Annotated in this window: 1 protein-coding gene; it reads left to right on the top strand. The window is 39.7% G+C overall.

Annotated elements, in window-relative coordinates; genetic code table 11:
* Positions 1–438: CBS domain-containing protein (locus PSH48_RS21005; RefSeq protein ID WP_273612324.1), on the top strand; the 438-nt coding region annotated here is incomplete at both ends.

The raw sequence follows: 438 nt of genomic DNA, 5'->3' as shown, positions 1-438 counted from the left end.
CACTAGCCGCTATCAAAAAGTATGCGATGTTTTTACCAATAAGGTGATCGCCTGCGCTAAGGATACCCCTTTAATTGAAGCGGTGAAACTAATGCGAGCGCACAATGTTAGCGCTATTTTTGTAAAACAACAGCAACAAATAATAGGCGTATGGACTGAAACCGATTGTTTAACACTTAACTTTTCTAATCGCTCACTTAGGCAGTTAGCGATTGAAAGCGTTATGTCGAGCCCTGTACTAAGTGTGCCCAGCCAACAATTATTAACCGAGACAGCCATGGTGTTTAAGAAGCAGGGTGTAAGGCATTTGTTAGTAACCGATACAAATGACATTCCCAGCGGCGTGATCAGCATTACAGATATTGTAAACAATCAAGGGCTAGAGCATTACTTACAATTTAGACCTATTAATGATCAATATAATAAAAACATACGGAT

The organism is Pseudoalteromonas sp. Angola-4, from assembly GCF_028599265.1.
Taxonomy (GTDB): domain Bacteria; phylum Pseudomonadota; class Gammaproteobacteria; order Enterobacterales; family Alteromonadaceae; genus Pseudoalteromonas; species Pseudoalteromonas atlantica.
This window is presented reverse-complemented; position numbering and strand designations above follow the sequence as displayed.